Origin of the sequence: Pseudomonas alkylphenolica (genome assembly GCF_000746525.1) — a bacterium.
Taxonomy (GTDB): Bacteria; Pseudomonadota; Gammaproteobacteria; order Pseudomonadales; family Pseudomonadaceae; genus Aquipseudomonas; species Aquipseudomonas alkylphenolica.
The window spans coordinates 2958318-2984386 of sequence record NZ_CP009048.1 but is presented as its reverse complement, the minus strand read 5'-3'; the positions used below and the strand labels follow the sequence as shown (position 1 = coordinate 2984386).

Below are 26069 nucleotides of genomic sequence, written 5' to 3'. Positions count from 1 at the left end.
GGCCGCAAGCCGCATTGGCAGGACTCAGTCCTGGCGGCTGGTCACTTCCAGCAGGTGGTAGCCGAACTGGGTCTTGACCGGGCCTTGCACCACATTCAGTGGGGCGCTGAACACAACGGTGTCGAATTCCTTGACCATCTGACCCGGGCCGAACGAACCCAGGTCGCCACCCTGACGGCTGGACGGACAGGTGGAATTGGCCTTGGCGACTTCAGCGAAATCGGCGCCGCCTTCGATCTGTGCTTTGAGCTCGTTGCACTTGGCTTCGCTGCTGACAAGGATGTGGCGGGCAGTGGCTTTAGCCATGGGAAAGTCTCCTGATTAATGAACCGCAAGCCTAGCGCAATTATCCGCGCAATGCTCCTGCTTACTGGGCTTTACAGCGTTGTGTTGAGGTTTGTCACCTGACAATTCTGCCAGTTGTGGCCTGGGCTTGGTCTGCTTTTGAATGACCCTTCAGGATGCCCCTCAGGCGAGTCGTCATGGTGACATACCGGCGTTTGATTCCTTTGTGCTTGCTGCTACTGCTGCTCCTGGCTACGTGCGTCCAGGCCAGGGACACGTCCAGCTTGCGCACGCAGGTGCGCCAGACCGGTGCGCAGACCGCGCAAGTGCTTAATTTTCGTCTGGGCAGAACGGTGGATGAGTGCCCCGGCGCGAATCCTTTGTTTGCCTGCAGCGGTGTATTGGTGCAGTCCGTGGCGGCGGGTAATCCGGCGACCTTCTGGAAGCTTGGCGCCGGAGCGCAGCAAACTTTCCTGTTGCTGCGTAACGATGCCCCGCAAGTGAATCCGCCGGGCAAGGTCGGCTTTGTATTCCAGGATCGTTTCAGCGCCATCGCCCAGGATAGACCCTACACCGCCAAGCAAGCCGACGGTGGCTGGGAGGTGGCGATCGATAACTGGAACGACCAAGCACCCGCGGGTGTGGCAATCGAGGCGGTGTACTACGACATTGCCGATCCCAAAGCGCTGTTACGGGCTCACAATGCGCAGCGGGCGTTCTTTGACGTTACCGGGGAGTGGTTACCAGTGCTGCGCTTTTCCAGGACCGAAGCTGGCCAGGTGAGCTTTGGCTTCAACCAGATGGAACAGCTGTACTACGGCTATAGCGTAGCTGCGCGGCTCAATGCGCGGTATACCGCTACCCCGCCGAGCTGCCCGGGCAATCCGGGTGAAGCTGATAATCCGTCTTACTATTGCAGTGGGTTGCTGACGCGAGGGACTGCTGTGGGTAGCTTCCATGCGTGGAATCCAAGCCCAAGTTCAGATGCGGGTGGGAGTGTTTCGTTCACTTGGCTACGCAAAGACTACAACACGCCCCAGGTCGTCTGGCCTCAAGGGTTTGTAATGGCGCCGATGTCCACACCTGCAGCCTACCGCCTGAAATTGAACTGCATTTATCCCTTTGACGGCGGCACCACCGGCTTAAGTGGTATGTGCGTTGATCGAGGTGTATGCAATAGCGCTCAAGAGGCGCTGGCAACCTATCGAGTGGGTAAACTTTGCGCTATTCAGCCAGACAAAGAGGGTTTCGAGGCCAGCATTACCATTCGCCAGGAAATCCCTGGGCATGCCTGGAATGAGTGGATGATCGATACCTGGCCACAAAACATCGGCAAGCAGCTTCAGCTCGAGGCTTTCTTCCATACCAGTACCAGCTTGTACAAAGGAGAAGGGCTTCGGGACTCGCAGATCTTTCAACGCGACTTACTGAATACGGACAGCCGCTATCTACCCATTCTGGACCTGAACGCAACTGCTGCTGATGGCCAGGTGTTTACCTATTCACCCCAGGATCAGAGCGTTGACTGAGGCGCTGACAGTCAGCGCTGATCATGGGGACTCTGCTGTGAACGGTATCAGAGCAGCCGCTCTAGTGTCGCGACAGTGCTTCGCTGGCCTGCTGCAACAGCCGCTGCGTCGCCGCCCAGCCCAGGCAGCCATCGGTGATCGACACGCCGTAACGCAGAGGTTCCTTACCCAGCGTCTGGCAACCGTCGAACAGATGCCCTTCAAGCATCATGCCGACGATTGAGCGATCACCTTGCAGGCGCTGGCGCAATACATCTTCGAACACCGCCGGTTGGCGCAGTGGATCTTTGCCGCTGTTGGCATGGCTGCAATCGACCATGATCCGTGGCGCCAGTCCTGCTTTGAGCAAGCCCTGACGAGATTGCGCGATGCTGGCCTGGTCGTAGTTCGGGCCCTGATGGCCGCCACGTAATACCAGGTGAGTGTCGGGGTTGCCCAGGGTTTCGATAATCGCCGGGTAGCCCTGCGTATCCATGCCGAAGTGGCGGTGCGGATGGGCCGCACTGCGCATCGCGTCGCAAGCGATGGCGACGCCGCCGTCGGTGCCGTTCTTGAAGCCCACGGGCAGCTCCAGGCCGCTGACCATCTCACGGTGGATCTGCGACTCGGTGGTGCGTGCACCGATGGCAGCCCAGCTCAGCAGGTCGTCGAAGTAACCGGCAGCCATTGGCTGCAGCAGCTCGGTGGCAATCGGCAGGCCGCGTTCGAGCATACCCAGCATCAGGCCGCGGGACAGGGCGATGCCGGCGTGCATGTCATCGCTGCCGTCCAGGTGCGGATCGTAGGCCAGACCTTTCCAGCCTACCGTGGTACGCGGTTTTTCAACGTAGGCGCGCATCACCAGCAGCAACTGATCGTTGACCTCTTCATTGAGCGCTTTGAGGCGATCAGCGTATTCCAGCGCCGAGCGCGGGTCGTGGATCGAGCATGGGCCGACGATTACCAGCAGGCGCGAATCACGGCCTTCAAGAATGGCGCGCACGGCCTGGCGATGGTTTTCGACCTGATGGGCAAGGGCGGCGGTCAGCGGCATCTGCTGTTTGAGCAGGTGCGGGCTGGGCAGACGTTGGCTGACCGCAGAGTTGGCGGCTTGAGGCTGGGTCAGGGGCAGAGCGAGCGAAGACGATTGCATGGCGATTATTTCCCTGGGCGGACGGCGGGTTCAGGCCCGCGCGGTCGGCCCTATCGAGGTGTTCGACAAAGAGCCGGATTGAGATTCTGTGTGGTGCTGCCACCTGTGCTGGACCGATCGGAGGCGGCAAGCTGGCCCGAACGGGATTGGCTAAATCGCCAGGCGGTAAAGCTTGGGTAACGGTGGTAAGTGGCGTAGTTCATGGGGTAATCCTCGTTATCTGTTCGGTTGTCTGGGGGCTGAAAAAACAAAACCCCCGGTCGGGGGGCCGACCGGGGGTTGAGTATTCTCGTGTTCGGCGGCCCCTTGAAAGTGGGCGCCGGTGTGGGTATCAGCGGCGCCTGTGGCTAAACCAATACCCAAAATAAAACGCAGCAGGAGCGGCAGTCGCACACTCGGCCACAGCCAGCACGGGACGCGATGGGCGACCTGCGTGTTGAGTGTGAATGAGGGTGGATGGCGACATGGGACTCTCCAGTTGATGAAACTGAGCTTACTTCAGGCTTTGCTGTGGTTTCAATGGCTAATTTGCATTAGTGCGATTGGGTACGACTATTGTCGCGGGGCAAGCCCGCTCCCACAGTACCACCCTGTGGGAGCGGGCTTGCCCCGCGATCAACGGTTACAGCGCGTAGTGCTTGAGCTCCCGCGCAATCAGCATGCGCTGGATTTCGCTCGACCCCTCATAGATCTGGGTGATCCGCGCATCGCGGTAATAACGCTCCACCGGGTAATCTTCCAGATAGCCGTAGCCACCATGCACCTGGATCGCCTTGGAGCAGACTCTTTCGGCCATCTCCGAAGCGAACAGCTTGGCCTGTGACGCTTCGCTCAAACAGGGTTTGCCAGCACTGCGCAGGCGTGCGGCATGCAGGATCAGCAGGCGCGCGGCATTGATCTGCACCTGCATGTCGGCCAGCAGGTTGGCGATGCTCTGGTGCTCGTTGATCGCTTTGCCAAACTGGATCCGCTCACGCGAATAAACCAGCGCCGCTTCGAAGGCTGCGCGGGCAATCCCCAGCGCCTGCGCGGCGATGCCGATACGTCCACCTTCAAGGTTGGAGAGGGCAATGGCCAGGCCCTTGCCACGCTCGCCGAGCAGGTTGGCAGCGGGAATGCGGCAGTTGTTCAAGGTCACCGCGCAGGTGTCGGAAGCGCGGATGCCCATTTTGTGTTCGCTGCGATCGACGACAAAGCCTTCGTTGTCGGTCGGCACCAGGAACGCCGAGATACCTTTCTTGCCAAGCTCCGGATCAGTCACCGCAAAGACGATCGCAAGGCCCGCACGACGTGCGTTGCTGACGAACTGCTTGGCGCCGTTGATGACCCAGTGATCGCCCTGCAACTCGGCACGGGTGCGCAGGTTGTGCGCTTCGGAGCCGGCTTGCGGCTCGGTCAGGCAGAAGCAACCGATCACCTGGCCAGTCGCCAGGCGCTCCAGCCAGGTCTGTTGCTGTTCGGCGCTACCATAGGCGAGCAACGGGCCGCAGCCGACGGAGTTGTGGATGCTCATCAACGCACCGGTAGCGCCATCGCCAGCGGCGATTTCTTCAACCGCCAGGGCATAGGCGACATAGTCGGTGTAGCTGCCGCCCCATTGTTCCGGTACGACCATGCCGAGCAGGCCCAGCTCGCCCATCTTCTTGACCACTGCATCATCGATCCAGCCGGCTTTTTCCCAGGCCTGGGCATGGGGTGCAATCTCGCCACGGGCGAAATCGCGGGCCATGTCGCGGATCATGATCTGTTCTTCTGTCAGTTCCAGGTCTTGCATCTGCGTACTCCAGGCCTTACAGGCCTTCGAAGAATTGATCCACGCGCTGACGGCTGAGGCCGGCGAGGGTCGGAGGGTTCCAGCGCGGTTGTTTGTCCTTGTCGATGATCAGTGCGCGCACGCCTTCGATCAGGTCACCATGCTCGAACCATTGCTGGTCCAGATGCAGTTCCATCTTGAAGCAGTCTTCCAGGCTCAGGTGACGGCCCCGGCGCAGCATCTCCAGAGTCACGGCCATGGCCAGGGGCGAACGGGTTTCCAGCAGATCGGCGGTTTTCAGCGCCCATTCGTGGCTGTCGGCCACGGTCACTGCCCGTAGTTGTTCCACGATACTGCTGACGTCGGACAGGGCAAAGAAGTGATCGATGGCCGGACGCAGTCTGGCCAGAGGGGCATCGTCGAGCACCTGGGTACCGAGCTTGCTCAACACACCTTGCAGGTCTTTGAGCGGGTGTTCGCTAAAGTTCAGGGTATCGAGACGTTCATCCAGCAGCGCCAGCTTGCTGCTGTCCAGGTACCAGTCGGCCAAGCCGCAGTACAGCGCGTCGGCGGCCTGCACCTGGACGCCGCTGACGCCCAGGTAGGTACCCAGCTCGCCGGGAACCCGCGAGAGGAAGTAGCTGCCGCCGACATCCGGGAAGTAACCGATGCCGACTTCCGGCATGGCCAGGCGGCTGCGCTCGGTGACTACCCGCAGTTCCGCGCCTTGTGCCAGGCCCATGCCACCGCCGAGGGTAAAGCCGTCCATCAACGCCAGGACCGGTTTGCGGTAATGGTGGATGCACAGGTCGAGGGCGTATTCCTCGACGAAGAAATCCCGGTGCAGGCTGTCACCGGCCTTGTAGCTGTCGTACAGCGAACGGATGTCGCCGCCGGCACAGAAGCCCTTCGGGCCTTCACCGCGCAGGACCACGGCGTGGACCAATGGATCGCCGGCCCAGGCATCCAGCTGCTGCTGCAGGCTGCGCACCATGTCCAGGGTCAGGGCATTGAGGCCGGCCGGGCGATTGAGGGTCAAGTGACCGATATGATTGCGAACCTGGGCCAGAATCGGCGCCCCGGTCGGCGTTTGAGCGTGCGCGGTCATCGCTGTCTCCCTGCTTTGTTATTGATTTTCCACGTGAAATATCACGATCTGGGTAGGCGCTAGAGGATCGCTGGATCCTATCAGTGCAAATTTGCTCAATACAATCGACAAAACTGCAGGCTGAATCTGCATTTTTGCATGAGTCCATGGGGGAACAATTGTCTTCCCCGGTGGGAGCGGGCTTGCCCCGCGATACGATATGACGGACAGATCGCAATCGCGGGGCAAGCCCGCTCCCACAGCAAACCCGATTCTACAGAGGGTGTGATCAGCGTGGCAGGCGACCACTGACGAAGTGCGCGACATCGTTGTAACCGTGAGTCGAGGCGTGTCCTGGGGTTACCAGTGAGTCAATGAACGCTTCATCTTCAGCGCTGATCTTGACCTGCAGTGCTCCGCTGTAGGTGTCCCACTGCGCTTCGGTACGTGGCCCGACAATGGCCGAGCTGATCAGCTGATTATTGAGCACCCAGGCAATCGCGAACTCGACCATGCCGACGCCCTTGTCCTGGGTATAGGCGTGGATCTTCTGGGCAATGGCCAGGGATTCGGGGCGCCACTCGGTTTCCAGGATGCGCTTGTCCTGACGCCCGGCACGGCTGCCTGCATCAGGCGCGGCATTGGGTGCGTATTTGCCGCTGAGCACGCCGCGCGCCAACGGGCTGAAGGGCACAATGCCCAGGCCGTGATGCGCCGCCGCCTGGAACTGCTCGGGTTCGGCCTGGCGATTGACGATGTTGTACAGCGGCTGGCTGACCACCGGTTTCGGCACGCCCAGACGCTCGGCCAGGTTGCAGATTTCGGCAATACGCCAGCCACGGAAGTTGGACACGCCCCAGTAACGGATCTTGCCCTGGCGGATCAGATCGCCAATGGCGGCAACGGTCACTTCCAGCGGGGTGTTGTGGTCTTCGCGGTGCAGGTAGTAGATGTCCAGGTAATCGGTGCCCAGGCGCGTCAGGCTGGCCTCGATCGCATTGAAGATGTGCTTGCGGCTCAAACCGCTGCGGTTGGGCACGCCGTCAGCCGAACCAAAGCCGACCTTGGTCGCCAGCACCCATTCATGACGGTTGCGGGCAATCGCTTCGCCGACGATCTCTTCGCTGCGTCCGGCGCTGTACACGTCCGCGGTGTCGATGAAGTTGATGCCCTGGTCCCAGGCCTTGTCGATGATATGCAGGGAATCTTCGGCGCTGGTGGGCTCGCCGAACATCATGCTGCCCAGGGTCAGGGCGGACACTTGCAGGCCGCTGCGGCCCAGTGGACGATAGATCATGATCGAGAATCCTTGGCGGGTTGGATCCGATCTGTTTTACACAGTTCTAGCGGGGTTTGAAAGCATCGCGGGGCAAGCCCGCTCCCACCGGCTTATCACAATCCTGGTGGGAGCGGGCTTGCCCCGCGAAAGGGCCGTCTCAGTTCACCGGTTCAGCCACCGAGCCGGTAACCCGCGCGCGCGAAACCCGCAGGGCCACCAGGCTACCGAGCACAATCAAAGCGGCCAGCGAATACAGTGCGGCATCGGTCGAACCGGTCTGGTCCTTGATGAAACCCACCAGGTACGGGCTGAGGAATCCGGCCATCTGCCCGACCGAGTTGATGATCGCCAGGCCCGCCACTGCGGTACCGGCACTGAGCAGCGCGGTGGGCATCGGCCAGAACATTGGCAGGCCGGTGAGGGCGCCCATGGTGGCGATGCTCAGGCCGGCAATGGCAATCGCCGGGCTGTGCGCGAAGTTGACCGCAATCAGCAGGCCGACCGCGCCCATCAGCATCGGCACCACCAGATGCCAGCGCCGTTCGTTGCGCAGGTCCGCCGAACGGCCCACCAGCAGCATGAACACACCTGCGAGCAAGTAAGGAATCGCGCTCAACCAGCCAATCAGCAGGGCATCGCTGAAGCCCAGGCTCTTGATGATCGACGGCAGCCAGAAGTTGATCGCGTACACGCCGCTCTGGATGCAGAAGTAGACGAAACCGAAGGTCCAGATCATCGGGTTGGTGAACACAGAAAGCAGGCTGTCACTGGCGGTGACCGGCTTGCTGGCGGCATCGACAGCCAGGTCGTGCTTGATCATTTCGCGCTCTGCCGGGCTCAGCCATTTGGCTGTGGCGTAGCCGTCACTGAGCAGGAACACTGCCATGAAGCCCAGCAATACGGTTGGCAGCCCTTGGATCAGGAACATCCACTGCCAGCCGGCCAGGCCATGTTGACCGGCGGCGAAGTGGTTGAGAATCCAGCCGGAGAATGGCCCGCCGAGCAGCCCGGAGACCGGGATCGCCGACATGAACAAGGCCATGATCCGCCCACGGCGCGTGGCCGGGAACCAGCGCGAGAGGTACAGCACGATACCGGGGAAGAAGCCCGCTTCAGCCGCGCCGGTGAACAGGCGCAGCACGTAGAACTCCATCGGCGTGGTGACGAACAGCAGGCACGTCGACAAGGTGCCCCAGACGATCATCATCAGCGCGATCCAGCGTCGCGGACCGAAGCGATTGAGCGCCAGGTTGCTGGGCAGGCCGCACAGCACATAGCCAATGAAGAAGATACCGGCACCGAGGCCGTAGATGGTTTCGCTGAACTTCAGTGCATCGAGCATCTGCAACTTGGCGAAGCCAACGTTGACCCGGTCCAGGTAGTTGAACAGGTAGCAGATAAAGATGAAGGGGATCAGCCGCAGGGTGATGCGCCGATACAGCGCATTGCGGGTGTCGTCTTGGCCTTGGTCAGGGGCAGGGCTGTATGACATGATTTGCTCTCTTCGTTTATTTTTATCGCCGCAGCCTGCGTCGAGGCGGCTGCTGCGATGAGTCTCGGTGAGCGGACCGTGGCTGTCTTTGTGCTTTTGCACAGCATTTTCGGCGGCCTGCTGTGCCGCGGACCAATCATTGCGACAACAAGGATCCTCCCATGTTCGAACTGGACCATGACCTGGCGCAAGATATTGTCGATCGGGCAATGGCGATTTTGCCGTGCAACGTCAACGTCATGGACAGTCAGGGGCTGATCCTCGGCAGCGGTGAGCCGGAGCGCATCAACACCCGTCATGAGGGGGCGCAATTGGTTCTGGCCAACGGCCGAATCGTCGAGCTGGACGTCGAGGCAGCCAAATGTCTGAAAGGTGTGCAGCCGGGGATCAACCTGCCGTTGTTGCTCGACGGACGCTTGATGGGGGTGTTGGGCCTGACCGGCGACCCGCAGCAACTGCGTACCTATGCGCAACTGGTACGCATGACCGCCGAGATGCTCCTGGCCCAGCGCCATATGCAGGTGGAGCAGCAATGGCGGCGCCAGCGTTGCGACGATTTGCTCGCCTTGTTGCTGGGCGGCTCGGGAGACTCACCACGTTTGGTCGACGAAGCCCGGCAATTGGGCCTCAAGCCGCAGTTGCCGCGGGTGCCTTGCCTGTTCGAGCTGGATACCGGTCCGGCTGCAGAAACCTTGGCCAGCTGGTTGATGAGCCGCTATCCGGACAGCTGGTGCGTAAGCCCTGCACGCCAGTCGCTGCTGTGGTGCCGCCCGGCCAGCGTGACCCTGGACGAACCGCGCTTGCTAGAGAAACTCCAGCGTCATGGCTGGCAGGTGCAGCGCCTTGCTACAGGTTCGCCCGCCCAGAGCCTTGAGCAATTGCGCCGTGGTTACCGGCGTGTCCGCGACTTGCAGGCCTATGGCCGCGAAGTGCTGCCGAACGAGCGAATCCTCACCCTTTCCCGCTACCGGCTGCCGGCGCTGCTGTGGCGTCACCGCAACGATGATGCCCTGGACGAGCTGCTCGAACCCTTGCAGCGCATTCGCGCCAAAGACAACAGCGGACAACTGCTGGCGACCTTGCGCGCCTGGTGTGCTCACGATGGCCAGAGCCAGGCCTGCGCCGACGCCTTGGGGATTCACCGCAACAGCTTGCGCTATCGCCTGGAGCGCATAGCCGAGTTGAGTGAGGTCGACCCCTTGCGTCTGGATGGCATGCTGAGCTTGTACCTGGGGTTGCAGTTACTGCCTGCTGGCGCCTGATTGGGCAAACTGACCAACCCAGGGGCAGCGCTTTTGTGCATCCGACAGAAGCCCGCGCGTTGCCTAGCTGTCAGCATGCAACGATCTGGACCAGGAGAATTCCCATGAAAATCGTCATCGCCCCCGACTCGTTCAAGGACAGCCTCAGCGCCGAAGGGGTGGCCGATGCTATCGCCCTGGGCCTGGCTCAGGTCTGGCCGCAGGCGCAGTTGCTCAAGTGCCCGATGGCCGATGGTGGCGAAGGCACGATGGAAGCGATCATCGCCGCCTGCAGCGGTGAACTGCGCCGCGAGCAAGTACAGGGTCCGCTGGGAGAACCCGTTCAGGCTGGCTGGGGCTGGCTGGCCGAGAGCCGCACGGCGATCATCGAGATGGCCCAGGCCAGTGGCTTGCAGTTGCTCAGCCTGGCGCAACGTGATGCCTGTCGCAGCAGCACATTCGGCACCGGACAGTTGATCGCGGCCGCCCTTGATGCAGGCGCACGGCGAATCATTCTGGCCATCGGCGGCAGTGCCACCAATGATGCTGGCAGCGGCATGTTGCGGGCACTGGGTTTGCGCCTGTTCGATGCTCAAGGACAGGCACTGGCCGAAGGCGGCCTGGCCTTGACCCAGCTGGCACGCCTGGATGCCAGCGGGCTGGATCCGCGTCTGGCCGAGGTGCAGCTGGAAGTCGCCGCGGATGTCGATAATCCGCTGTGTGGCAATAACGGTGCTTCGGCTATCTTCGGACCACAGAAAGGCGCCAGCCCCGAGCAGGTTCAGGCCCTGGATCAGGCACTGGGACATTTCGCCGAACATTGCGCGCGGTTGCTGGGTGAAGACGTACGCGACTTCCCCGGTTGCGGTGCCGCCGGCGGCATGGGCTTTGCCGCCAAGGCGTTCATGCAGGCCACATTCCGCCCCGGTATCGATGTTGTCGCCGAGTTGGCCGGGCTGGAGCAGGCAGTGCAGGGCGCCGACCTGGTGATTACCGGCGAAGGGCGCTTCGATGCCCAGACCCTGCGCGGCAAAACCCCGTTCGGTGTTGCCCGGATTGCCCAGCGCCAGGGTGTACCGGTGCTAGTGATCGCCGGGACCCTTGGCGAAGGCTACGAGCAACTCTATGCCCACGGTATCGATGCCGCCTTCGCCCTGACCAATGGCCCGATGAGCCTGGAGCAGGCCTGTGCCCAGGCTGCGCCGTTGCTGCAAGCCCGGGCGCGGGATATCGCGCGCCTATGGCGTTGCGCGCAGACGACTCAGGGCTGAGCCAGCCGCGCTGGGAGGGTGAGGCTGGTCGCGCTAAGCTATCCGAACACTATTGTTTTGAAAGGAGAAGCACAGGTGACCATCGATTGGCTCAACTTCACACCCTGGACCGCGTTGTTAGGTGGCATGTTGATTGGTCTGGGCGCCAGCTTGTTTGCAGTGATGAACGGGCGTATCGCCGGTATCAGCGGCCTGCTCGGCAGCCTGCTACAAAAACAGCGCGAGGGGCGTGGCGAGACCCTGTGGTTTCTCGCCGGGCTGTTGTCTTCAGCCGTGATATGGTGGTTGTTTGCCGGAAGGCCGCTGGTGCAATTCCAGACTGGCTGGCCGGGCCTGCTGACGGCCGGGCTGCTGGTCGGCGTGGGCACCCGCTATGCCGCAGGCTGTACCAGCGGTCACGGCGTCTGTGGCCTGGCACGGCTGTCACCGCGCTCATTGACGGCAACCCTGTGCTTCATGGCCAGTGGTTTTGCCGTGGTGTTCATCGTCCGCCACCTGTTGGAGGGCTGAGCATGCGTGGGCTGATGGCATTTATTGCCGGGTTGGTTTTCGGCTTGGGGTTGCTGTTGTCCGATATGGTCAACCCGACCAAGGTTCTTGGTTTTCTCGATCTGGCAGGGCGCTGGGATCCGTCAATGGCGCTGGTGATGATCGGCGCCATTGGTACCGCGCTGCTACCGCTGCAGTGGAGCCGCAGGCAGACACGCTCACTGCTCGGCTTGCCGATGCGCATGCCGGTGGCGCGAGAGCTGGATCGGCGGCTGATCGTCGGCAGTCTGGTTTTTGGTGTCGGTTGGGGCATCGCCGGTATCTGTCCGGGGCCGGCGCTGGCCATGATCTTCAGCGGATACTGGCAGGTCCTGCTGTTTGTGCTGGCGATGCTGCTAGGAATGGGGCTGTTCAGCGTGCTGGAAAGCCGCACGCCGAAGTAGTCAGTCCTTGAGTTTCTTGTACAGCGTGGTCCGTGAGATGCCCAGCTGGCTGGCAGTCGCCGAGACATTGCCACCGTTTGCCTGCAACGCCGATTCAATCGTGCGCCGTAAAGTGGCTTGCAGATCGCCAGGCTCAGGCGCTGAGCCGCTGCTTTGCAGGTCTGCCAGCAAATGGCAGGGCAAGGTCATGGGCTCGCCACTGGCCAATGCCGCGGCCAGGCGCAGTGTCTGCTCCAGCTGGCGGATGTTGCCCGGCCAGTTGTGATGTTGCAGCCGCTGAACCACGTCGGGGTGCAGCGGCGGCGCACCATGACGCAGGCGCAGGCGTTCGATCAGCAGGGGGAGGTCGCTGCGCAGGCGTAACGGCGGCAGGTTGATGGTCAAGCCATTCAAGCGGTAGTAGAGGTCTTCGCGAAACAGCTGCGAAGTCATGCGTTGCGCCAGGTCGCAATGCGTGGCGCTGATCACCCGCACATCCAGTGGTCGGCGTACGGAACTGCCGAGGCTGGTGATCTCGCGTTCCTGCAGCACCCGCAGCAGCCGGGTCTGCAAGGTGGCTGGCATGTCGCCGATCTCGTCGAGCAGCAAGGTGCCGCCATGGGCTGCCGCCAGCTGGCCACTGGAGCCGCCCTTGCGTGCACCGGTGAAGGTGCCTTCGGCATAGCCGAACAACTCGGCCTCGATCAGGCTTTCCGGAATGGCCGAGCAGTTGATCGCGACGAAGGGTGCTTGCGGGTTCCATTGCTCGTGCAAGGTGCGGGCGAAGACCTCTTTGCCGGTGCCGGTCTCTCCCAGCAACAGAATCGGTACGCCAGCAGCGAAAGCCTTGTGGGCGTTAGCCAGTTGCTGGTTGAGCAGCGCATCGCTGCCCTGGGCCGTGTTAGTACGGGTGAGTCGCGCGGGTGCCTGAGCAGGTTTGCGGACAGCGGGTTCGATCAACTGGCCGTACAGTTTGGAACCGTCGGTGAGGATCAGCTGTTGCGCCACCGGTCGAGCGTCCAGCAGGTTGTTGGCATCGAACAGATGTTCAAGCTTGAGGTGGTCGTGGTTGTAGCCGTTGAGCCCCAGCAGCCGTTGGGCAGCACGGTTGGCGCAGCGGATGCTGCCGTCGGCGGCCACCGCCAGCAAGCCCTGCAACGCGGTGCCGAGCAGGTGCGGGTCGTGTTGCAGCGAGAGTATCCGGCAGTCGCTCAAGCCCGCGAACAGGCGATTCTCAACCGCCATGGCAGCATGGTTGAGTTGTTCTAGCACAGCGCCGGCCTGGCGATCGCCGATGCCGGTGATGTCCAGGGCGCCAAGCACCTCACCGCGCAGACCGCGTAACGGCACGCTGACACAGAAAAACCGCTCGAAATCGTTGAGGTAGTGCTGGTTGCCGGTGAGGATGATGGGCTTGTCTTCGGCCAGGGTGCAGGCGGGCGCCGTGGTACCCAGGTCCTGTTCCTGAAGCCGTCGACCGACCTGCAATGGCGACAGCGGGCTGAGCAGGTCATAGGCCTGGCGGGCATGCACCAGCACGCCGTCGGGGTTGACGCAAAACAGGGCCCAGGAAGCGCCGCCGATGTGTTCCCACAGGCGGTCGATTTCCGGTTGTACGCAACTGGCCAGTTGCAGGTCCTGCTCGGCCAGTGGCTGCAAGTCATCATCGGGTCGTGCCTGCCAGCTGTCTGAAGGCTGTATGCCGGCAGCCCGCGAGCGTACCCAGGAGTCTACGACGGCATCGGGCAACAGGTTTGCCGGCAGGTTTTCGCCTTCAGCAAAGCGTTGCCGGGCAATGGCCAGGCGTTGCTGATAGGCGGGCATTCGGGCATCCATCGAGACACCTGTGTTAAGAGTGGAGGCATGCCGTCTGGCCCTGGAGGGCTGACGGCCGCCTTTGGTTATACGCCGGTCTTGTTCAGCGTCAAGCCTAGAACAGCAGCACGGCGCGAAGGTTGACGCCTATCTCTTCCTGAAAACCGCCCTCGGTTTTAACGTCATGGGTCAACTGAGTGCTGAACTGCACCCGCGGCGTCAGCATTTGCTGGAACTCCAGGCGCACTTGCTGAACCTCGGTCTTGGTGCCGTTGTAGTTGCCGTCCAGATACTGCTTGCCGCCGGTACTTGCGCTGTAACCCAGCGCCAGACGCTGGCTGGGGTTGAAGTCGTAACGCAGATTGGCCTGCAGCTGGTAGGTCTTGTCCTGTTCGAGGGTTTGCTGGCCAGCCTGCTGGTTGTCGCCATAGATGACCGCATCGGCATACCACTCCATCGCAAGCTTACCCCACAAGGGTTCGATCCAGCCCAGTTGCAGGTCGAGCTTGTAGCGATTTTCGCCAAGGTTGATCGCCTCATTGCGGTCATATTGGCCCCAGGGCAGGTACACCAGCGGGATGATACCGAGGAAGCGACCACTGACACCGGCGTGCGGCTGATTGATCAGCCAGAAGGTTGCGCCAATGATCGGGTCGGCCATGCCGCTGTTACTGCCCAGCGACTGGCCGCCAATTCGTGCATCGTAGACGTGACCAAACGGCAGGAGGATCTGCGGCGCAAAGGTAGTGCCGCCGATATCGACGTAGTGGATCAGACGCAAAATGCTGATGTTGGACCTGATCCCGGTGTCCTGCTTGGCATCGGGAGCGCCGTCTGCGTTGTAGCGCTCGGCGCGGCCATATTGCTGGTACCAGGCGGCGAGGTTGGTGCCGCTGGGAAAGGCGATGTAGTCACCGGAGTTGACGTCAACGGCCAATGATTTTGTCGAGGCGAGCGCCAGCGCCAACAGGCCCAGGCGGGGTCGGGAAAGTGTGAACACAGAGCGATACCTTTTTTTGTTGTTATTAGCAGGCGGGGCGCTCGGCGCCCCGGGTCTGTCAGTTAGTTGTGGATGCGGATGACCGGTTTGAGGGTCAGGCCTTTTTCGCTGTCCTCAGCGGCCTGGTTGATGTCCTTGAAGCTGTAGAACTTCACCAGGCGATCGAACGGGAAACGGCCTTGCAGGTAGAGCTCGACCAGTTCGGGGATGAACTTTTGCGGCACGCTGTCACCTTCGACGATGCCGCGAATGCTCTTGCCGCCGAGCAACAGGTCGTTGACGTCGAACTCGGCAGTGACGCCCAGCGCTGGTGCGCCGACCACCCCCAGGGCGCCACGGCTTGCGAGCGCATCGACGGCCTGGCGCAACACAGCTGGCCGTCCGGTCGATTCCAGGGCGAAGTTCACCCCGCCAGCGGTGATTTCGCGGATTGCCGCCACCGGATCGACGTCCTTGCTGTTGACTACATGGGTGGCGCCCAGCTCCATGGCCAGGGCCAGGCGTGACGGCACGACATCGACGGCAATGATGGTTGTCGCCCCCGCGACACGCGCGGCGAGTACGGCGCTAAGCCCGACTGCACCGCCACCAAATGCGGCAAAGCTGCTGCCCGGGGTGACTTTCAGCGAATTGATCACCGCGCCCGCGCCGGTCTGGATGCCGCAGCCCAAAGGCCCCAACAGTTCCAGCGGTGCTTTCGGGCTGACTTTGACCGCATTGTTCTCCCGCGCCAGTGCCAGGCTGGCAAAGGACGACTGGGCGAAGAAGTGGTCGTTCAGCCGCTGTCCGCTTTCATCGCTCAGAGCACTTTCGCCCTGGGGATCGGCACCGCTGAAGTTGCGCCCGAAGAACTCCTGACAGTACGCCGTATGACCGCCGCCACAGGACAGGCAATGGCCGCAGTGGCCATAGCTGAGCACCAAATGGTCACCGACCTGCAGCCCTTTGACCTGTGGGCCGATGGCCTCGACCACACCGGCGCCTTCATGGCCCAGCACTGCAGGCAGCGGCACCGGATAGTACTGGTCGCGCACGATCATGTCGGTGTGGCACATGCCTGTTGCGACGATGCGTACCAGTACTTCGTCCGCGCGCGGTGCACGGATACGCGCGGCTTCCAGGGTGAAGGGGGCACCTTTGCCACGGGTGACGGCAGCGGTGACGGGATAGTAGGCAGTTGTACTCATTGTTATTGTCCTTTGCCGGTTAAAGAGGGTAGGCCGGGGCTTCGCCCTTGACCGTCAGCCATTGCCACTGGGTGAACTCTTCCCAGTTCGCCGGGCCGCCGATGCTGGCGCCATTACCCGAGGCGCCGACACCGCCAAACGGGTTGACGACCTCGTCGTTGACGGTCTGATCGTTGATATGCAACAGCCCGACACGCAGTTGTTCACCCAGCTTCAACGCCCGGCCGACGTCCCGCGACAGCACGGCGGCGGAGAGGCCATATTCGGTGTCGTTGGCCAGGGCCACGGCATCGGTATCGGTGTCGAACGGCACCACTACCGCTACAGGGCCGAAGATCTCCTCGTTGAACGCCGGGTTGTCGCGGGTCACGCCGCTGAGCACGGTGGCCGGGAAAAACAGCCCCTGAGGTTCGCCGCCGACTTCCAGTTTCGCGCCTGCCTGTTGCGCGGCCTGCACGATGCGTTGGGCGTTCTCGCATTGCTGGGCATTGATCAGCGGTCCTAGGTGCACCTGGCCCTTGGCCGGATCGCCGACGGTGAGGCTGCGGGCTTTGGCCACCAAGCGTTCAAGGAAGCGCTCGTAGATACCGCGCTGCACCAGCAGGCGGCCGGTGGACATGCAGATCTGCCCCTGGTGCAGATAAACGCCCCAGGTGGCGTTGGCCAGTGCGAGGTCAAGATCGGCATCATCAAGAACGATCAGCGAGTTTTTCCCGCCCAGTTCCAGCGAGACTTTCTTCAAGTGGCGGCCGGCCGCTTCGCCAACCTTGCGCCCGGCACCGGTGGAACCGGTGAACTGGATCATCGCCACATGCGCATCGCTGGTCAGCGCCGCACCGGCATCGGCCCCGCCGGGCAGCACGTGCAGCAGTCCGGTGGGCAGCCCGGCCAGTTCAAACACTCGGGCGATAACGAAGCCGCCGCACACCGCCGTGCGCGGGTCAGGCTTGAGCACCACAGCGTTGCCGGTGGCCAGCGCCGGTGCGACCGCACGGATGGCCAGGTACAGCGGAAAGTTGAACGGTGCAATCACCCCGATCACACCGAGCGGGCGGCGACGGGCCAGGCTCAAGCGGCCAGGCACCGAGGGCAGCACTTCACCTTGGCTGCGCGAAGGCAGGCTGGCGCTCTCGTGCAACACCTTGATGCTAAGGCGGGTTTCGAACTCGGCTTTTTCCCGCGTGGAGCCGCTTTCACGCATCAGCCAGTCGGCAATTTCATCGGCATGGTTTTCGGCGACCAGGGCAGCTTTGCGGAATACGGCAGCGCGCTCTTCATAGGACAGCTGAAACCATTTGGCCTGGGCCTGGTGAGCAGCCTTGGTGCTGCGTGCGACCTGATCGGCGTCGGCGTTGGCCAAGGTGCCGAGTTTAGTGCCGGTGGCCGGTTCCAGTACCGCTGTCGTTGGCGCTTGTCCGGCTTGCCATTGGCCGGTGAACAGGCGCTCGTTCCAGAGTTCGGCGGGTAGCAGAGGTTGCAGTAAGGTAGAGGTAGTCATCGCAAGTGTTCCTGTTTTTTGTAGGAGCGTGACGATGGACAGAGCAGAAGCTGTGCCAATCGGTCACACCCGCGAAAACAGGGGCTGTTGACGAGAACTACCGGTGTTCGATGTTCAGTTTCTGGACAGCGCCGGTGGCTGGGCTGTGCAGAAACTGGACGGTGTACGCGGTGGGCTCACGAACGGCGAGCCCGCCGCGCATACCCGGTCACTCCGCCAGTTGCAGTTCCGGCAGATTCAGACGGAATGCTCGGGTAATCCCGACCAGGCAAATGAACCCCAGCGCCATCCAGCTCAGGCCGATCATGAACGACATGCTCGACAGGCTGGTCCACAGCCAGATGGTACTGAGGAAGCCGAGCGCCGGTATGGCGCCATACTTCAGGTAGTTGGCTGTGCCACGCAGTTTCTGGTCGACCAGGTAATGCTTGACCACGGCCAGGTTGACCATCGAGAAGGCGAACAGTGCGCCGAAGCTGATCATGTTGGCGACGGTGTCCAGGGTGATGAACAGGGCGATCAGCGAGAGCACGCTGACTAACATGATCGCGGTGGCCGGTACGCGTTTCTTCGACACCAGCCGACCAAACACCCGCGGCAGCGCGCCATCGCGGCCCATGGCGAACAGCACCCGCGATACGCTGGCCTGGGACACCATGGCCGAGGCGAAGCAGGCCGCCACGTAGGTGGCGGTAAACGCGGTCACCAGCAACTCACCGCCGACACGACGCATGACGTCTACCGACGCCGAGTCCGGGTCGGCGAAGGTGTTCCATTCCGGAAACACCAGCTGGGCGAAATACGACACCAGCACAAACAGCAGGCCACCGATCAGCGACACCACCATGATCGCCAGCGGGATGCGGAATTTCGGGTTGGTGGTTTCCTCAGCCATGGTTGAAACGGCGTCGAAGCCGAGGAAGGACAGGCACAGCACGGCGGCACCGGTCATCACCAGCGGAACGCTGAAACCTTCATGATGGAAGGGTTGCAGCAGCGATACCGGCTCCGACTGTGCGCTCAGGTTGTGGATCGACAAGGCGACGAAGACCACGATAAACACCAGCTGGACAACCACCATGATCCAGTTGACCCGTGTCACTGACTCGATGCCGATCAGGTTCAGGAAGGTTACCAGCGCAATTGAACCGAGCACCCACACCCAGGCGTGAATCGTTGGGAAGTACTCGGACATGTAGATGCCGATCAGCAGGTAACTGAGCAGCGGCAGGAAGATGTAGTCGAGCAGCAGGGTCCAGCCGGCCATGAAGCCGAAGTAGCTGCCAAAGGCCTTGCGGGTGTAGGTGTAGACGGAGCCTGAATACGGGTGGGCCTGGACCATGCGCCCGTAGCTGTAGGCGGTCAGCAGCATGGCGGCGAGGGTCAGCAGGTAGGCGGTGGGCAAATGCCCCTTGGTCATCTGGGTGACCAGTCCATAGGTGGTGAACACGGCCAGTGGGACCATGTAGGCGAGACCGAAGAGCACCAGTGCGGTGAGGCTCATGGATTTGCGAAAGTGCCCCGAAGCGCTGGCTTGCAATGGGTCATGGTGGGGGTGAGTTTCTGCTGTGTTTGTTGTTGTATGCATTGCGAACTCCTGGAAATCGAATACAGGGCGCTGCGGCAGGCGAGGAGGCTCGCTACCGTTGATAAAGCTTCTTTGCAGGACATGGGGTTAGCCGCTTGCAGGCTGCCCTGGGTCAAACGCTGTGCACGCAAAGCGCCCACGCCGGTCGGCGTGGGCGTTCAGGTCAGCGTTTGCCGACCAGCCGCGCGGTGCGGTCGACGGCGATGCGGGTCTTCTCGACCAGCTCGTCGAGTTCCGCGCGAGTGGCGACCAGGGCGGGCGCCATGATCATGCGGCCGAGGGTAGAGCGGATGATCACGCCTTCTTCGAAACCGAAGGTGCGGCACTGCCAGGCCAGGTCGTTCTCATTGTCGAAGCGCTTGCGGGTTGTCTTGTCTTCGGCAAACTGCAGGGCGGCCAGCAGCCCGGTGCCTTGAATGTCGCCAATCAGCGGATGCTGGGCGAACACTTCGCGCAGGATCTGCTGCAGGTACGGCCCGGTGTCGTCCTTGACCTGGCGGACGATGCCCTCGTCACGCAAGGCTTTGAGGTTGGCCACCGCCACCGCTGCAGCCACCGGGTGTCCGGAGTAGGTCAGCCCGTGAGCGAAGACACCGCCGCGCTCGACCAGCGCTTCGGCGATGCGCTTGCTCAGCACCAGGCCGCCCATGGGCACATAGCCGCTGGTCAGGCCTTTGGCGATGGACAGCGTGTCCGGCTCGAAGCCGAAGTGCTGATGGGCGAACCACTCGCCGGTCCGGCCAAAGCCACCGATCACTTCGTCCGCGCACAGCAGCACATCGTACTGGCGGCAGATGCGCTGAATTTCCGGCCAGTAGCTTTCAGGCGGGAAAATCATGCCACCGGCGCCCTGGAAAGGCTCGGCGATGAATCCGGCAACATTCTCGGCACCCAGTTCGAGGATCTTCTCTTCCAGTTGCAGGGCGCAGCGTTTACCGAATTCGGCCGGGGTCAGGTCGCCGCCGTGGGCATACCAGTACGGCTCGTCGATGTGCGCGATGTCCGGAATCATCCCGCCCATCTCGTGCATGAACTTCATCCCGCCCAGCGCGGTGGCCGCCAGGGTCGAGCCGTGGTAACCATTCCAGCGGCCGATCATGATCTTCTTTTGCGGCTTGCCGACCACCTGCCAGTAACGGCGCACGGTGCGGATCAGCACCTCGTTGGCCTCGGAGCCGGAGTTGGTGTAGATCGCGTGGCTGTAGTGCCCTGGCAGCAGGCTGAAGAGCAGCTCGGAAAGCTCGATCACTGCCGGGTGAGTGGTGTGGAAGAACATGTTGTAGTACGACAGTTGATCCATCTGCGCGGCAGCGGCAGCGGTCAGGTCCCGGCGGCCGTAGCCGAGCTGGGTGCACCACAGGCCGGACATGCCATCCAGGTAACGGTTGCCGTCGTTGTCCCACAGGTTCAGGCGCTCACCGCGGACCATCACCCGTGGCCCTTCGGCATTCAGTGCCTTCTGATCGAGAAACGCATGGATATGGTGGGCGGCGTCGGATTTCTGATAGTCCTGGGTGTCGCGTTGCGGGGCAAAGGGTGCATTCATGGCTCTGTTCTCTTTCTTGATAAGCACGTGAGAGGGGAAGGCCGCGCTGATCCAGTGCGCATACTGGCGCCTGTCCTGGACGCCGGGGTTGGAGAAATGCTCCCACACTCCCGGCGCCCCCGAAATCACCCGTTTTGGTGACATCACCCCGCCGATTCCCGAGTCGGCAAGGTGCCGGACTGCAGAGCTTTTTCGTATGACTGGAGAACATTTTTACTAATTTGCCTTGCTTCGATAGTGGCGCACCATCGACCCACATGAATAACAACAGACCGTGTCCACGGTCGATGTGGGAGTGCAGCGTGTTCGACCTTAACTTCTGGCAGCAGCGGGCCAAGCGCCAAACATTCATCGATACCGCCCTTATTGGTGGTCATCAGGTGAAGCCTTCCTCGGGGGCAACCTTCGATGCGATCAACCCCGCCACCAATCAGCTGCTCGCTCGCGTTGCGGCCTGTGGCGAGGACGAGGTCAACCTGGCTGTGCGCACCGCGCGCCGCGCATTTAACGAAGGTCCGTGGGCGCGCATGGCACCTGCGCAGCGCAAGAAGATCCTGCTCAGGCTTTCCGAACTGCTGCTGGAACACCGCGAAGAGCTGGCCCTGCTCGACTCCCTGAACATGGGCAAGACAGTCATGGATGCCTACAACATTGATGTTCCGGGGGCGGCCGGGGTGTTCGCCTGGTACGGCGAGGCGCTGGACAAGGTCTACGACCAGGTCGCGCCAACGGCTGCCAATGCATTGGCAACCATCACCCGCGAAGCATTGGGGGTCGTCGCTGCAGTCGTGCCATGGAACTTCCCGCTGGACATGGCGGCCTGGAAACTCGCCCCGGCGCTGGCCGCAGGAAACAGCGTGGTATTGAAGCCCGCTGAGCAGTCACCGTTCTCTGCCCTGCGCCTGGGCCAGCTTGCGCTGGAGGCCGGTATTCCGGAAGGCGTGCTTAACGTTGTGCCAGGGCTGGGCGAGAGCGCCGGCAAGGCCCTGGGGCTTCACCCGGACGTCGATTGCCTGGTGTTTACCGGGTCGACCCAGGTGGGCAAATACTTCATGCAGTATGCTGCCCAGTCGAACCTCAAGCAGGTCTGGCTGGAGTGCGGTGGCAAAAGCCCGAACCTGGTGTTCGCCGACTGCCAGGATCTCGATCTGGCTGCGGAAAAGGCGGCGTTCGGCATCTTCTTCAATCAGGGCGAGGTGTGTTCGGCCAACTCCCGGCTGTACGTGCAGCGCTCTATCCATGACGAGTTCATCGAGCGGGTGATCGCCAAGGCGCAAGCCTGGATCCCGGGTGATCCTCTTAACCCGGCCAGCACCGCAGGGGCGATCGTCGATAGCGAGCAGACCGCGCGCATCATGCGTGCGATTGGCCAGGCGAGTGAGGAGGGCGCGAAGCTGCTGAGCGGTGGCGAGCAGCTGACCTTCAATGGTTCCTCCAACTTCATCCAGCCGACCCTCTTCGGCAACGTGAAGAGCGACAGCCGCCTTGCCCGTGACGAAATCTTCGGCCCCGTGCTTGCCATCAGCGCCTTCGATAGCGAAGAGGAGGCAGTGCAGCTCGCCAACGACAGCATCTATGGCCTGGCCGCTTCGGTATGGAGTGACGATCTCAATCGCGCCCATCGCGTTGCCAGGGCGCTGAAGGCCGGCACCGTCTCGGTCAATACCATGGACGCACTCGATACTGCCGTTCCGTTCGGCGGGGGCAAGCAGTCCGGGTTCGGTCGCGATCTTTCGTTGCACTCGTTCGACAAGTACACACAACTGAAAACCACCTGGTTCCAGCTGCGTTAAAGCCTGGCGCCAGCCGGCGCCTCAATAACAACAAACACACAACTATAAGTCGTGAGGGCGTTTCCATGCGTACTTTCACCGCGTCGCTCAGCTTTGCAGTGCTTACCGCTGTCAGTCTTCCTGCGCTTTCCAGTACCTCCAGTCTGACGGTGATCTCTTTTGGTGGCGCTACCAAGGCCGCTCAACAGGCCGCCTATTTCCAGCCCTTTGAAAGCAGCGGGGCAGGGAAGGTGGTGGCTGGCGAATACAATGGCGAACTTTCAAAGATCAAAGCCATGGTCGACGTCGGCCATGTGTCCTGGGACGTGGTGGAGGTAGAAAGTCCTGAACTGATTCGCGGTTGTGAGGAGGGACTGTTCGAACGGATCGATCCGGCGCTGCTCGGCGATCAGGCCAACTACCTGCCCGGTACCGTGAGCGAATGCGGTGTGGCCAGCTATGTGTGGTCCATGGTCATTGCCTACAACACCCAGAAGCTCAGCACTGGGCCTGCGTCATGGGCTGATTTCTGGGATACCCAGCGTTTTCCAGGCAAGCGCGGTCTGCGCAAAGGTGCCAAGTACACCCTTGAGGTGGCCTTGCTCGCTGACGGCGTCTCCCGCGAGGATCTCTACAAAGTGTTGGGCACTCCGGAAGGGGTGAACCGCGCATTCCGCAAGCTCGATGAGATCAAGCAGAACATTCAGTGGTGGGAGGCCGGCGCGCAACCTCCGCAATGGCTGGTTGCCGGCGACGTGGTGATGTCCGCCGCCTACAACGGTCGCATTGCATCGGCCCAGAAGGACGGCTCCAAGCTCGGCATTGTCTGGCAGGGCAGCCTGTATGATCCTGACCACTGGGCAATCGTGCGCGGGTCCGGGAACAAGGCGCTGGCAGAGAAATTCATCACCTTCGCCAGTCAGGCCGAGTCGCAAAAAGCCTTCTCCAGCCAGATTCCTTATGGCCCCGTGCGCACTGAAGCGCTCGCTCAATTGCCTGCCGATGTCCAGCATCAGCTACCTACCGCTCCTGCCAATCTCGCCGACGCGCAACTGGTGGACGCAGCGTTCTGGGTCGACCACGGCGAAGAGCTGGAACAACGCTTCAACGCCTGGGCTGCACGCTGAGCGATAAAGAGTGATGGTGAGCCCGTCGCGGCAATGGAACAATGCTTCAGCGCCGATGCTGTATAACCTCGGCATCCCCGATGCAGGAGGTGAAACGCAAGATGGGCAGTAACCGGCTTCAATCCGAAGAGTGGTTCCAGCAGATCGCTCATGTGGTCGACTGCATCGGGACGTCAGGGTTTGTCGAGTCGTTGTTCGCAGCGCTCAACTCCCTGGCGCCCGCCCATGCCATCACCGTGTTCCTGTTTCCTCATGAAGGCCTGCCTTCGGCATTGTTCGAGCGGGACGAGGAGGGGCCATGGATGCCAGAAGGCAATGTGCGCAAGTACCTTGAGGGCTTCTACCTGCTGTGCCCGTTCTACCGGGCCAGCATGGAGGGCATCGCGCCAGGCTGTTACCGGCTGAGCGATGTCGCACCGGACCACTTCAAGCGCAGCAAATATTATCTGTCGTTCTACCAGCATGCGCGTCTTGAAGACGAGCTCAACTACATCGTGCCGCTCGGGCCGAAACTGACGATCGCCGTTGCCTTGGCGAGCACCTGCCGCATGAGCCGGCAACAGGTCGACGAACTCAAGCGCATTGCCCCCTGGGTGCTGGCGGTAGTACGCCGGCATTGGGGCGATCTTGATGCTGATTCGCTCGGCGGCCGCTTTGAAAGCGCGCTTGGCCGGCAGATCAACGCAGCGCTGACCAAGTTCGGCTCTTCCTTGTTGACCGAGCGTGAGTGCCTGGTCGCTCAATACATGCTCCGCGGTCATTCCATCCGCTCACTCGCCGAACGCCTTGGTATCAGCGAGGACACCGTCAAGACCCACCGCAAGCACCTCTACGCCAAGCTTGATATCGCCAAGCAGTCGGAGCTGTTTTCGCTGTTCATCGACTCGGTGGCCCAAGCCCAGGAAGGGTTGAGCAAAGACCCGCTGGAAAGCTACCTGCGCCGCAGGCGCTGACATTCTGTTCAGCGATACCTCGAACGCCGCGAAAATTGCATCTCAGATGCGATAAGCCGTGATTATTTAATCTCTTAAATCACTTTCAAAAGCATTCTTTTAGGTAATGAGATACCATGTAAAAACATAGTATGTACCACATTACGTAATAGTAGGAGCAACCATGGCCCGTGGCGGAATCAACAAGGCTGTCGTGCACAAGGCACGGCAAGCGCTGCTGGCCCGTGGTGTACATCCCAGTATCGATGCGGTACGTATCGAACTCGGCAACACCGGGTCGAAAACCACCATTCACCGCTACCTGAAAGAGCTGGACAACCAGTACCCGGCGCAGCCATTGAGCACGCCGAATCTCAGCGATGCGCTGGCAACACTGGTCGAGCAACTGGCCGAGCAGTTGCGTGAGGAAGGGGAGGCGCGAATCGAGGAAGTGCGCAGCACGTTCGAGGCGGAGCGGCAAACGCTGCTGGCCCAGGTACAGATCAGCCAGCAGGCATTGGCAGCGCTGCAACAGCAGCATGAAATCCAGGCCGCAGCCTTGGCCGGTGAGTCCGCCGCGCTGGCCACCACGCGCAGTACTTTGCAGACCGAACAGACCCGCAACGCCACACTCAATCAGGCCGTTGGCGAATTGAACCTGCGCCTGGCCGACAAAGACGAGCAGGTGCAGCAGCTTCAGGTCGAACTGCGGCAGTTGCAGCAGACCTTGATCGTCAAGCAGGACGAACTGACGCGCCTGAACCGTGACAACGAAGGCTTGCTGGTACAGATCCGTACGTTCAAGGATGCCCAGCGCACGCTCAAAACCCAAAGCGAGCGGCGCCAGGTGCAAATCCAGGGGCTGGAAGTGAACCTGGCGCAACTCAATGGTTCGCGGGGCGAGCTGGAAAAGCAGAACCAGAACCTGGCGCTGAGCCTGGCCGAGCGGGTCACCGAATTGCGTCAGCAGTTGCAGCTGATTGGCAAGCTGGAGGCACAGCTACGTCAGGCGGAAAAACAGGCGCAGCAGCTTCAGGGCACGCCCTGAAGTTTCAGGCGCATCGCGCACCGATCAGTCAGCCCGTGAGCCTGTTCGGCAGCTAGTTGACGTTGCAGGAAATCGCTGCAGCTTTGCGCATCAAGCCGCTCAAAGCCCAGGCGTGCATAGAAGGGCGCATTCCATGGCACGCTGGCGAAGGTAGTCAAGGTCAGCCCGGTAAAGCCTTGCGCTTGCGCCCAGGCGCTGACCGTGGCGATCAACCGGCGACCTTGTCCTTGGCCTTGCAGCGCTCGCGCCACCGACAGCTCAACGATGTGCCAGTCCTCGCCACAGGCCTGGCCACAGAGAAAGCCCTGTGGACGATCCTGCTCGTCAGCCACTACCCAGGTATGACCGGCAGCGATGAATGCGCGATGCTGCGCGGTTCCGAGCACGTCTTCGCTGGCGATCCACTGCAGGCCTTCGCAGGCAAGGAAGGCTTGCGCGGCAGAACGTTCGATAGCCGGCAGCAAGTCTGCGTCGTCGTCGCGGGCGCAACGGAGGGTGGTGAGCATGGTTGTACTGTCCGATACAAAAGGTGAGGCAAGCCGCAAGGCCTGCTTTATCCGCCTCTGCTATATCCAC

At 61.7% G+C, this 26069-nt stretch carries 22 protein-coding genes; 9 read left to right on the top strand and 13 right to left on the bottom strand.

All coding sequences use genetic code 11. The annotated features are described in order from the left end of the window. Positions 1–24 precede the first annotated feature (24 nt). Positions 25–306, bottom strand: a complete 282-nt coding sequence (locus tag PSAKL28_RS13525) for a peptidylprolyl isomerase (protein WP_038611180.1) — start codon at positions 304–306, stop codon at positions 25–27. A gap of 263 nt (positions 307–569) precedes the next feature. Between PSAKL28_RS13525 and PSAKL28_RS13520 the strand changes: the two genes are divergently transcribed. Next, positions 570–1814: a hypothetical protein gene (locus PSAKL28_RS13520; RefSeq protein ID WP_157687029.1), complete on the top strand. Its 1245-nt coding sequence runs from the start codon at positions 570–572 to the stop codon at positions 1812–1814. Between the two features lie 61 nt (positions 1815–1875). Here the strand turns inward: PSAKL28_RS13520 and PSAKL28_RS13515 are convergent, their stop codons facing one another. The 5 genes from PSAKL28_RS13515 to PSAKL28_RS13495 form a co-directional block, all read right to left on the bottom strand. Next, entirely contained in the window at positions 1876–2946 is a 1071-nt protein-coding gene (locus PSAKL28_RS13515; protein ID WP_038611173.1) for a 3-deoxy-7-phosphoheptulonate synthase, read from the bottom strand. Between the two features lie 622 nt (positions 2947–3568). After that, positions 3569–4720, bottom strand: a complete 1152-nt coding sequence (locus PSAKL28_RS13510; RefSeq protein ID WP_038611171.1) for an acyl-CoA dehydrogenase family protein — start codon at positions 4718–4720, stop codon at positions 3569–3571. A gap of 16 nt (positions 4721–4736) precedes the next feature. Continuing rightward, a complete protein-coding gene (locus PSAKL28_RS13505; protein WP_038611168.1) occupies positions 4737–5807 on the bottom strand; it encodes an enoyl-CoA hydratase/isomerase family protein in 1071 nt (356 codons plus the stop codon). Positions 5808–6075: 268 nt separating this feature from the next. Then, a complete protein-coding gene (locus PSAKL28_RS13500) occupies positions 6076–7083 on the bottom strand; it encodes an aldo/keto reductase (RefSeq protein WP_038611165.1) in 1008 nt (335 codons plus the stop codon). Between the two features lie 139 nt (positions 7084–7222). Further along, positions 7223–8557, bottom strand: coding sequence for an MFS transporter (locus PSAKL28_RS13495; RefSeq protein WP_038611162.1), 1335 nt, complete (start codon positions 8555–8557; stop codon positions 7223–7225). Between the two features lie 161 nt (positions 8558–8718). Here PSAKL28_RS13495 and PSAKL28_RS13490 point away from each other — a divergent pair, with 161 nt between their 5' ends. The 4 genes from PSAKL28_RS13490 (at position 8719) to PSAKL28_RS13475 (ending at position 12001) form a co-directional block, all read left to right on the top strand. Beyond that, positions 8719–9819, top strand: coding sequence for a sugar diacid recognition domain-containing protein (locus PSAKL28_RS13490; protein WP_038611159.1), 1101 nt, complete (start codon positions 8719–8721; stop codon positions 9817–9819). 104 nt (positions 9820–9923) lie between these two features. Next, positions 9924–11069 (top strand): glycerate kinase, encoded by a 1146-nt coding sequence (locus PSAKL28_RS13485; RefSeq protein WP_038611157.1) that lies wholly within the window; start codon positions 9924–9926, stop codon positions 11067–11069. Positions 11070–11144: 75 nt separating this feature from the next. Next, on the top strand, positions 11145–11579 hold the full coding sequence (locus tag PSAKL28_RS13480; protein ID WP_038611154.1) for a YeeE/YedE family protein: 435 nt from the start codon (positions 11145–11147) through the stop codon (positions 11577–11579). 2 nt (positions 11580–11581) lie between these two features. Further along, a complete protein-coding gene (locus PSAKL28_RS13475) occupies positions 11582–12001 on the top strand; it encodes a DUF6691 family protein (RefSeq protein ID WP_038611151.1) in 420 nt (139 codons plus the stop codon). Here the strand turns inward: PSAKL28_RS13475 and PSAKL28_RS13470 are convergent, their stop codons facing one another. The 6 genes from PSAKL28_RS13470 to PSAKL28_RS13445 form a co-directional block, all read right to left on the bottom strand. After that, the gene (locus PSAKL28_RS13470; RefSeq protein ID WP_038611148.1) at positions 12002–13804 is read right to left on the bottom strand and encodes a sigma-54-dependent Fis family transcriptional regulator; all 1803 of its coding nucleotides are present in this window, start codon (positions 13802–13804) and stop codon (positions 12002–12004) included. Between the two features lie 106 nt (positions 13805–13910). Further along, a complete protein-coding gene (locus PSAKL28_RS13465) occupies positions 13911–14795 on the bottom strand; it encodes a transporter (RefSeq protein WP_051939369.1) in 885 nt (294 codons plus the stop codon). 62 nt (positions 14796–14857) lie between these two features. Continuing rightward, positions 14858–15982, bottom strand: coding sequence for an NAD(P)-dependent alcohol dehydrogenase (locus tag PSAKL28_RS13460; RefSeq protein WP_038611145.1), 1125 nt, complete (start codon positions 15980–15982; stop codon positions 14858–14860). Positions 15983–16001: 19 nt separating this feature from the next. Continuing rightward, positions 16002–17480 (bottom strand): benzaldehyde dehydrogenase, encoded by a 1479-nt coding sequence (locus PSAKL28_RS13455; protein WP_174446941.1) that lies wholly within the window; start codon positions 17478–17480, stop codon positions 16002–16004. Positions 17481–17688: 208 nt separating this feature from the next. Next, positions 17689–19068 carry an APC family permease gene (locus PSAKL28_RS13450; RefSeq protein WP_038611142.1) on the bottom strand — a complete coding sequence of 460 codons (1380 nt, stop codon included), beginning with the start codon at positions 19066–19068 and terminating at the stop codon, positions 17689–17691. Between the two features lie 163 nt (positions 19069–19231). Then, positions 19232–20614 carry an aspartate aminotransferase family protein gene (locus PSAKL28_RS13445; protein ID WP_038611139.1) on the bottom strand — a complete coding sequence of 461 codons (1383 nt, stop codon included), beginning with the start codon at positions 20612–20614 and terminating at the stop codon, positions 19232–19234. 302 nt (positions 20615–20916) lie between these two features. Here PSAKL28_RS13445 and PSAKL28_RS13440 point away from each other — a divergent pair, with 302 nt between their 5' ends. The 4 genes from PSAKL28_RS13440 to PSAKL28_RS13425 all read left to right on the top strand — a co-directional run bounded on the left by PSAKL28_RS13440 (position 20917) and on the right by PSAKL28_RS13425 (position 25493). Continuing rightward, positions 20917–22407, top strand: a complete 1491-nt coding sequence (locus PSAKL28_RS13440; RefSeq protein ID WP_038616625.1) for an aldehyde dehydrogenase — start codon at positions 20917–20919, stop codon at positions 22405–22407. A gap of 65 nt (positions 22408–22472) precedes the next feature. Beyond that, positions 22473–23513, top strand: coding sequence for a gamma-aminobutyric acid-binding protein (locus PSAKL28_RS13435; RefSeq protein WP_038611136.1), 1041 nt, complete (start codon positions 22473–22475; stop codon positions 23511–23513). A 101-nt stretch (positions 23514–23614) separates the two neighbouring features. After that, on the top strand, positions 23615–24466 hold the full coding sequence (locus PSAKL28_RS13430) for a helix-turn-helix transcriptional regulator (RefSeq protein WP_038611133.1): 852 nt from the start codon (positions 23615–23617) through the stop codon (positions 24464–24466). A 163-nt stretch (positions 24467–24629) separates the two neighbouring features. Further along, positions 24630–25493 carry a DNA-binding protein gene (locus PSAKL28_RS13425; protein ID WP_038611131.1) on the top strand — a complete coding sequence of 288 codons (864 nt, stop codon included), beginning with the start codon at positions 24630–24632 and terminating at the stop codon, positions 25491–25493. Here PSAKL28_RS13425 and PSAKL28_RS13420 read toward each other — a convergent pair. Next, positions 25478–25999, bottom strand: a complete 522-nt coding sequence (locus tag PSAKL28_RS13420) for a GNAT family N-acetyltransferase (RefSeq protein ID WP_038611128.1) — start codon at positions 25997–25999, stop codon at positions 25478–25480. The genes PSAKL28_RS13425 and PSAKL28_RS13420 overlap by 16 nt on opposite strands. Positions 26000–26069: the final 70 nt, after the last annotated feature.

Coding starts and splice junctions, on each gene's coding strand:
- PSAKL28_RS13460 (WP_038611145.1), bottom strand. CDS start 15,982: ATGAGTACAACTGCCTACTATCCCGTCACCGCTGCCGTCACCCGTGGC.
- PSAKL28_RS13445 (WP_038611139.1), bottom strand. CDS start 20,614: ATGAATGCACCCTTTGCCCCGCAACGCGACACCCAGGACTATCAGAAA.
- PSAKL28_RS13500 (WP_038611165.1), bottom strand. CDS start 7,083: ATGATCTATCGTCCACTGGGCCGCAGCGGCCTGCAAGTGTCCGCCCTG.
- PSAKL28_RS13505 (WP_038611168.1), bottom strand. CDS start 5,807: ATGACCGCGCACGCTCAAACGCCGACCGGGGCGCCGATTCTGGCCCAG.
- PSAKL28_RS13485 (WP_038611157.1), top strand. CDS start 9,924: ATGAAAATCGTCATCGCCCCCGACTCGTTCAAGGACAGCCTCAGCGCC.
- PSAKL28_RS13475 (WP_038611151.1), top strand. CDS start 11,582: ATGCGTGGGCTGATGGCATTTATTGCCGGGTTGGTTTTCGGCTTGGGG.
- PSAKL28_RS13455 (WP_174446941.1), bottom strand. CDS start 17,480: ATGACTACCTCTACCTTACTGCAACCTCTGCTACCCGCCGAACTCTGG.
- PSAKL28_RS13490 (WP_038611159.1), top strand. CDS start 8,719: ATGTTCGAACTGGACCATGACCTGGCGCAAGATATTGTCGATCGGGCA.
- PSAKL28_RS13515 (WP_038611173.1), bottom strand. CDS start 2,946: ATGCAATCGTCTTCGCTCGCTCTGCCCCTGACCCAGCCTCAAGCCGCC.
- PSAKL28_RS13430 (WP_038611133.1), top strand. CDS start 23,615: ATGGGCAGTAACCGGCTTCAATCCGAAGAGTGGTTCCAGCAGATCGCT.
- PSAKL28_RS13495 (WP_038611162.1), bottom strand. CDS start 8,557: ATGTCATACAGCCCTGCCCCTGACCAAGGCCAAGACGACACCCGCAAT.
- PSAKL28_RS13450 (WP_038611142.1), bottom strand. CDS start 19,068: ATGCATACAACAACAAACACAGCAGAAACTCACCCCCACCATGACCCA.
- PSAKL28_RS13470 (WP_038611148.1), bottom strand. CDS start 13,804: ATGCCCGCCTATCAGCAACGCCTGGCCATTGCCCGGCAACGCTTTGCT.
- PSAKL28_RS13435 (WP_038611136.1), top strand. CDS start 22,473: ATGCGTACTTTCACCGCGTCGCTCAGCTTTGCAGTGCTTACCGCTGTC.
- PSAKL28_RS13420 (WP_038611128.1), bottom strand. CDS start 25,999: ATGCTCACCACCCTCCGTTGCGCCCGCGACGACGACGCAGACTTGCTG.
- PSAKL28_RS13510 (WP_038611171.1), bottom strand. CDS start 4,720: ATGCAAGACCTGGAACTGACAGAAGAACAGATCATGATCCGCGACATG.
- PSAKL28_RS13525 (WP_038611180.1), bottom strand. CDS start 306: ATGGCTAAAGCCACTGCCCGCCACATCCTTGTCAGCAGCGAAGCCAAG.
- PSAKL28_RS13425 (WP_038611131.1), top strand. CDS start 24,630: ATGGCCCGTGGCGGAATCAACAAGGCTGTCGTGCACAAGGCACGGCAA.